Annotated in this window: 9 protein-coding genes; 5 read left to right on the top strand and 4 right to left on the bottom strand. The window is 34.9% G+C overall.

Translation table 11 applies throughout. The annotated features are described in order from the left end of the window. Positions 1 to 199 precede the first annotated feature (199 nt). From COD11_RS26340 to COD11_RS26330, 3 genes are all read right to left on the bottom strand, one after another. On the bottom strand, positions 200 to 457 hold the full coding sequence (locus COD11_RS26340) for a hypothetical protein (protein WP_098799816.1): 258 nt from the start codon (positions 455 to 457) through the stop codon (positions 200 to 202). A gap of 84 nt (positions 458 to 541) precedes the next feature. Beyond that, the gene (locus COD11_RS26335) at positions 542 to 1,249 is read right to left on the bottom strand and encodes a class I SAM-dependent methyltransferase (protein ID WP_176551263.1); all 708 of its coding nucleotides are present in this window, start codon (positions 1,247 to 1,249) and stop codon (positions 542 to 544) included. A gap of 58 nt (positions 1,250 to 1,307) precedes the next feature. Further along, complete coding sequence (locus COD11_RS26330; RefSeq protein WP_098799814.1) at positions 1,308 to 1,580, bottom strand: hypothetical protein; 273 nt, start codon at positions 1,578 to 1,580, stop codon at positions 1,308 to 1,310. A gap of 405 nt (positions 1,581 to 1,985) precedes the next feature. On the opposite strand from COD11_RS26330, the gene COD11_RS26325 reads away from it, so the two are divergent. Together COD11_RS26325 and wrbA are read left to right on the top strand one after the other, a co-directional pair. Then, positions 1,986 to 3,374: a S41 family peptidase gene (locus tag COD11_RS26325; RefSeq protein WP_098799813.1), complete on the top strand. Its 1,389-nt coding sequence runs from the start codon at positions 1,986 to 1,988 to the stop codon at positions 3,372 to 3,374. A 169-nt stretch (positions 3,375 to 3,543) separates the two neighbouring features. Continuing rightward, a complete protein-coding gene (gene wrbA / locus COD11_RS26320) occupies positions 3,544 to 4,143 on the top strand; it encodes an NAD(P)H:quinone oxidoreductase (RefSeq protein ID WP_098799812.1) in 600 nt (199 codons plus the stop codon). 49 nt (positions 4,144 to 4,192) lie between these two features. On the opposite strand, the gene COD11_RS26315 is transcribed toward wrbA, so the two are convergent. After that, the gene (locus COD11_RS26315) at positions 4,193 to 4,816 is read right to left on the bottom strand and encodes a nitroreductase family protein (RefSeq protein WP_098799811.1); all 624 of its coding nucleotides are present in this window, start codon (positions 4,814 to 4,816) and stop codon (positions 4,193 to 4,195) included. 144 nt (positions 4,817 to 4,960) lie between these two features. Here COD11_RS26315 and COD11_RS26310 point away from each other — a divergent pair, with 144 nt between their 5' ends. The 3 genes from COD11_RS26310 to COD11_RS26300 all read left to right on the top strand — a co-directional run bounded on the left by COD11_RS26310 (position 4,961) and on the right by COD11_RS26300 (position 6,384). Next, positions 4,961 to 5,287 carry a winged helix-turn-helix transcriptional regulator gene (locus COD11_RS26310; protein ID WP_098799810.1) on the top strand — a complete coding sequence of 109 codons (327 nt, stop codon included), beginning with the start codon at positions 4,961 to 4,963 and terminating at the stop codon, positions 5,285 to 5,287. 2 nt (positions 5,288 to 5,289) lie between these two features. Beyond that, entirely contained in the window at positions 5,290 to 6,027 is a 738-nt protein-coding gene (locus COD11_RS26305) for an SDR family oxidoreductase (protein ID WP_098799809.1), read from the top strand. Positions 6,028 to 6,174: 147 nt separating this feature from the next. Beyond that, complete coding sequence (locus COD11_RS26300) at positions 6,175 to 6,384, top strand: hypothetical protein (RefSeq protein ID WP_098799808.1); 210 nt, start codon at positions 6,175 to 6,177, stop codon at positions 6,382 to 6,384. Positions 6,385 to 6,429 lie beyond the last annotated feature (45 nt).

Below are 6,429 nucleotides of genomic sequence, written 5' to 3'. Positions count from 1 at the left end.
CAATTATACGGACTTAATCAAGAAAAGAGTATGGTTGAAGGTGTTATAGATTATGTCGCACCCTCATCAAGCGGTTTAGTTCGAATGAAAATCTCTGATATCATATTAATCTATAAGGGTGTTAAGGATTTATTAGATAGCCTTAATTAATTTTAATCAACTAAAAAAGGAGAGCATTAGCTCCCCTTTTTTAGATGGTTTACCACCATAAAAGTCCAGCTAGTGCAATTCCGGTAATAAAACCAATACCGATTCCATAAGCAGGACCCCATCCCCAGCCACCACCATAGTAGCCGTATCCAAATCCGCCTCTACCGCCGCGGACCATAGGTTGAATAAATACCCTATTCGGTGTAACACGGTGAATCCTTCCTACGTGTACACGGCCGTTTCTATCATTAATTCTCACAACTTTTCCAGTATAACGACAACATAAATTATAATAATGCTGTGACAAAAAAATCCCTCCTTTATCAGTTGTCTCAATATGATATGTCTTGAGAACAAGGAGGGATTGTACTTATATCCATGAGGAATTCATTTATTTCTTACGTGCAAAGAAGATTCGGTATGAAAGTTTATCTTGATATTTTAGTGTTATATGCTCATGCATTGAAAGAATGTCAAAGGTATTTTCCGGAATTAGATCATTAAAGTGAAATTCTGTAGTAGGTTCTTCAAGAGAAGGGAAGGTAAAGTCATTTTCAGAGAGTATCTTATAGGTCATTAAATTATGTTTAGCAAATTGATCTTTCCATTCTTCAATGGAGAAAATAGACGGAAAGCCATAAAATGTTGAAATTTCCTCAAAATCTTCTTTTGAAAGTAATTCATTTCGGATCATTTCAATTGCAATAACAATCCCATTTGGTTTTAATACTCTTTCTATTTCGGGTAGTGTTTCGCTTAGTGGTGTGAAGTTTAATACAGATTCACACATAACAATATCATAACTTTCATTTGGTTCTTTTATGTTTGATAAATCTTGATTTAGATATGGAATATCTATTTCTAAAGTGGCATTTCTTTTTTTTGCGTGCTCAATCATAACTGGATCTTTATCTAGTCCTTTTACTTCATACCCTAACTGATAAAGGTAACTAGAGCTTTGTCCTGTACCACAGCCAGCATCAAGTATCTTAGAAGGTATCGGAAATTGCTCTTTTTCGAAAATAGACTTTGTTAATAATAGACCACCTGGATGAGCTCCACCAACTCCTAACACAGAAAGCATTTGTAAATAATTCACAAACCAAACCTCCATTCAGTTTCTACCTAATAGTATTCAGAAACTGATGGACTGGTGATTACACACAGGATAATAAACGATGTTTTTCAAACAGTAAGTCTAATTTTGGTTTTAACATCTTGAGAATTTCAACTTTATAAATAAATTCTAGAGCACTTTTTACATGTAAAGTATGGATAAAATGATCAATCTTATCATTTATATAGTTGGAAACTTGATTTTGATAAAAAAACACCTTGTTTTTTATTTTACAATCAATTTCCTTTGCTAGTGATATAGAAAAATGAATTAAATCAAAATCTGTTTTTCCGATGTAGTCTGCTAATTGCATATGAATACCTCCTTGCATTTACATTCGTGTAATAAACTTTACAATAAATTAATAAAAAAGTATCGTGGTTTTTGTCGAACGCAGAAAAATGTTTAAAAGTACTGATTTTTAGGAACTTTATGAAGGACATGTTTATATTGTGCAACTTTACTTTGTTGCTTAAAAAGGTGTATTTGAGAATATATGTTATGACAAGCATTAGTCTTGACAATAATTTATAAACGTAAATAATTTGTGAATTTTGTGTAAACAAAATGAATGAACTGAATATAGGTAAATGCCTGGGGTTAAGCATGAAGAAAGTGGTTCCTACGAAATAGAAATTCTTCTTTCCTTCAAAATAATTGACGTATTCTTGTACCTTAGACATAATAAGTACATACATAAAGGTGGTGCAGATTAGCAGTGAAGAATAGTAAATTACTTATTTCAGTTATCGTGACAGCAATTATTACAGCAGGAATTACCTATAGTGTTGTACAACCTCGGGAAAGTGTTTCAAGTAATCCTGATGATCCATTTTCGAAATTGCGGTCTACTTACGATATTTTACAATCAAATTATTACAAAGATGTTGACACGACTAAGTTAGTAGAAGGCGCCATCAAAGGAATGGTCGATTCACTGGAGGATCCATACTCTGTCTACATGGATGTTGAAGAAGCAAAAAGCTTTAGTGAAAACATTTCATCATCGTTTGAAGGTATTGGTGCTGAAATCCAAGAAAGCAATGGGAGCATTATGATTGTTTCACCAATAAAAGGATCTCCTGCAGAAGAAGTTGGATTAAAACCTAAAGATGTCATTCTTAAAGTAAATGACGAATCAGTTGAAGGACTCTCAGTTAATGAGGCGGTTTTGAAGATAAGAGGGGAAAAAGGAACAAAAGTTAACCTCTTGGTACAACGAGCTGGTGTTGGTGAATTAACATTTACGATTACACGAGACACAATTCCTCTAGAAACTGTTTATTATGAGGTAATAGAAGATAATATTGGTAAAATACAAATTACAAAGTTCTCGGAAACAACAGGTGAAGAACTTTCTAATGCACTAAAAGAACTACAAGGTAAAAATGTAAAAGGTCTAGTACTTGATCTGCGTCAAAATCCTGGCGGATTGATGGACCAAGCTCTTTTGATGTCTGATTTGTTTGTAGATAAAGGTGAAAATATTTTACAAGTCGAAGATCGGACAGGCGCAAAAGAAGTGTATAAAGCAGAAAATAATAAAGTAGTTACTTTACCAGTAACAGTTATTATAGATGGTGGGACAGCAAGTGCAGGAGAAATTATGGCTGCTGCTCTTCATCAGTCTGCTGGAATTCCTTTAGTTGGAGAAAAAACGTTTGGCAAGGGAACTGTACAAACAGCAAAAGCATTTGATGATTCTTCCTCTGTTAAATATACAACAGCAAAATGGTTAACACCAGATGGATCTTGGATTCATGAAAAGGGAATCGAGCCAACAGTAAAAGTTGAACTTCCGGCATATGCTAATCTTCCTTATATTAATCCTGACAATGTTTTAAAATTAGGAGATTCAACACCTGAAGTGAACGCAGCACAACAAATGTTAAAAGCTCTTGGCTATAATGATGTAAGTGAAAAAGGATATTTTGATGCAAACACAGAAAACGTGGTAAAACAATTTCAAGAAGACCAAGGCCTAACTGTTGATGGGGAAATAACAAAAGATACAACAATAAAAATAATCGAATTAATTCAAAACAAAATAAAAGATAACGACACTCAACTTGAAAAAGCAATTTCTGTACTAAAAGAACAACTTTAAGATAAGAAAGCAGCGCTCCCAAAGAAGCGTTGCTTTTCTTATTTAATCAAAAAACATGATTACAATTTATAAATTGTGGTAAAGAATGTGTAAGAACGAAATATCTATACTAAAGGTTGTTTTATACATACCTCAATTTATTTTTTCAATGAAAAGGGAGAGATGATGAATGTCAAGCGTTAAACTAGCAATCATTTATTACAGTTCAACAGGTACGAACTACAAGCTAGCACAATGGGCAGAGCAAGGCGCAAAAGAAACTGGAGCAGAAGTAAAGGTTCTAAAAGTTCCTGAGCTTGCTCCAAAAGAAGCAATTGAATCGAATCAAGCGTGGAAAAGTCATTTAGAGGAAACTAAAGATGTCCCTGAAGTAAAACTTGATGATCTAGAGTGGGCGGATGCAATTATTTTCAGCGTACCAACACGTTTTGGGAATGTACCAGCTCAAATGAAGCAGTTCCTCGACACAACAGGTGGTCTTTGGTTTAATGGAAAGCTTGTTAATAAAGTTGTAAGTGCGATGAGTTCGGCAAACAACCTACATGGCGGCCAGGAACAAACAATTTTAAGCTTATATACCACAATGTATCATTGGGGAGCAATTGTAGCAGCTCCGGGATATGCTGATCCTGTGACATTTGCTGCTGGAGGGAATCCATATGGCACGAGTGTAACAGTTGATTCAGATGGGAATATGAAAGAAGATGTGGAAGAAGCGGTTAAATTTCAGGCAAAACGAACAATTTCAATTGCTGAAAAATTAAAATGAAAAAATGTAGGGTGTCTCAGTTTTTACGAGACACCCTACATTTCTTTTGCTACAACCAAGTTGTTACAGTGTCAATATCTAAACGATTGCTTTTATGAGCTGGTTTAGCTGCTTGTCCAAGTGTGATTAGCATAATTGGAACATATCTTTCTGAGACGGAAAACTCCTCAATGAATTGATCCTTATTAAACCCACCAATTGCACAGGAGTCATAGCCATTGGCTTTAGCGGCAAGTATAAGTTGCATTGCTGCTAATGATGCGTTTGAAAATGCAGCATCTCTTGCAAATCCTTTATTTTCGTAAGCTCGGTTAATTTGGCCTGCAAGTGTTTCTTTAATCTCGGATGTCATATAGCCGGCATCAACAAGCGGAGCATATACTGTATCTGTATTAAGATTTGCTTCTAGATCACCTAATAATGCAACAACAGCAGATGATTCTACTATTTGGTTTTGATTATAGGCAATTGGCAACAGCTTTTGTTTAGATTCATCTGAATGAAAAACAGAGAAATGCCAATGTTGTAAGTTCCATGCTGATGGAGCTTTAGTTGCTAATGTTAAAATTTCTGTTAGTTCTTCTTTTGTTATTTTCTTGTTTGGATTATAGTGACGAACAGATGCGCGATTATTAATAACTGTTTTTACATCGTCTAGGTAATCTGTATTCATGAGAAACCCTCCTAAGTTGATTTCATGTATCGCATGTTTTATACTAAAAGTAATAAACTAACTTTTAGTAAGTGTTTACTCATAAAACATATCTTAATTGAAGTGTTAAAATGAGTCAAGAGATACGAAGCAAGGAGTGATCACTTGAAAATCAATCTTTGTCCAAAAATGGAATCTGCATTTAGGCTTTTGGGAAAACGTTGGATTGGTATTATCATTCATGTTTTATTGGATGGACCAAAACGGTTTAAAGACTTAACTGATATTATCCCTAGTATTAGTCAAAAGATGTTATCTGAACGCCTTAAGGAACTGGAAAATGAAGGTCTTTTAAAGAGAATTGTTATCGACGATACTCCAGTAAAAGTGATATACGAGTTAACGGAAAAAGGGAAAGACTTAACGGGAGTAATTAATGAAATAGGAATCTGGGCCAATAAACATTGTATTGAACAAAAGGAGGACAATTAGGAATGAAAAGAACTGTGATTGTCACTGGTGGTGCAAACGGGATCGGCAAGGAACTTGTCCTTCAATATTCAGCAAAAGGGTATAATGTTGTGATTGCAGACATAGAAGAGCAAGCTGGTTTGGATTTAGAACAAACTTGTAAAAATCAAGGACTGGAGGCCACATTTACAAGAACAGATGTATCAAATGTGGCCGATATTGAGAACTTAATAGAGCAAGCAGTAGTAAAATATAATACAGTAGATATCTTAATTAACAATGCTGGACTTTCTAAATGGTTTTCACCGTATGACATTTCTGTAGAAGAATGGGAGAAGATAATTCATACTAATTTACGGAGTGTTATGTTTGCTTCAAGAGAAGCTGCAAAAGTGATGAAAATGAACAAAGGTGGGAAAATTGTTAATATAGCTTCAACAAGAGCACTTATGTCTGAAGAAAATTCTGAGGCATATGCTGCAACAAAAGGCGGGATTGTTGCCCTTACACATGCATTGGCCACTTCTTTTAGTTCAGATAATATTCAAGTGAATGCTATTTCGCCAGGGTGGATTGAAACTGGAGAGTATGAAGCACTTCGAGAAAAAGATCATGCTCAACATTTATCAAATAGAGTCGGAAAACCATCTGATATAGCAAAGGCTTGTTTTTATTTAACATCTGAAGACAATGATTTTGTTACTGGTACTAACATTGTTGTGGATGGTGGTATGACGAAAAAGATGATTTATGAGGAATAATATATAATGCAGGAATTTTATTTTGCGGGACATTTCTAAAACCGTAAAAAATATGTCATTTACCTAATAAAGTGGGTGTGAGCCCACTCCAATATTCCTCTAAATGAATATGAAGTAGTGTAGGTATATTTTAGAGGAGGTAAAAAAATGGCACCTTATATGATGCGTAATGATTTTCGTAGACCTTATCCTGGTGGGAGATTTTTCTGGGGAGGTCCTTTTGTTGGAGGCTTATTAGGTGGGTTAGTTGGAAGTGCGATCTTTAGACCAAGACCACCTTTCTATGGATATCCTTATGGTGGATACGGTTACGGTTATGGTTATGGAACTCCATATGGCGGTTATCCTTTCTACTAATGAGAAAAAACTACCTGCTAATAAAGGAGGCCACTGAAAAAGTCC

The organism is Bacillus sp. AFS040349 (assembly GCF_002577655.1).
Lineage (GTDB): Bacteria > Bacillota > Bacilli > Bacillales > Bacillaceae > Metabacillus.
This window is presented reverse-complemented; position numbering and strand designations above follow the sequence as displayed.

What these genes read in the sequence shown, in the direction of transcription:
- COD11_RS26330 (WP_098799814.1), bottom strand. Translation starts at nt 1,580, where the DNA reads ATGCAATTAGCAGACTACATCGGAAAAACAGATTTTGATTTAATTCAT.
- wrbA (WP_098799812.1), top strand. Translation starts at nt 3,544, where the DNA reads ATGTCAAGCGTTAAACTAGCAATCATTTATTACAGTTCAACAGGTACG.
- COD11_RS26315 (WP_098799811.1), bottom strand. Translation starts at nt 4,816, where the DNA reads ATGAATACAGATTACCTAGACGATGTAAAAACAGTTATTAATAATCGC.
- COD11_RS26305 (WP_098799809.1), top strand. Translation starts at nt 5,290, where the DNA reads ATGAAAAGAACTGTGATTGTCACTGGTGGTGCAAACGGGATCGGCAAG.
- COD11_RS26300 (WP_098799808.1), top strand. Translation starts at nt 6,175, where the DNA reads ATGGCACCTTATATGATGCGTAATGATTTTCGTAGACCTTATCCTGGT.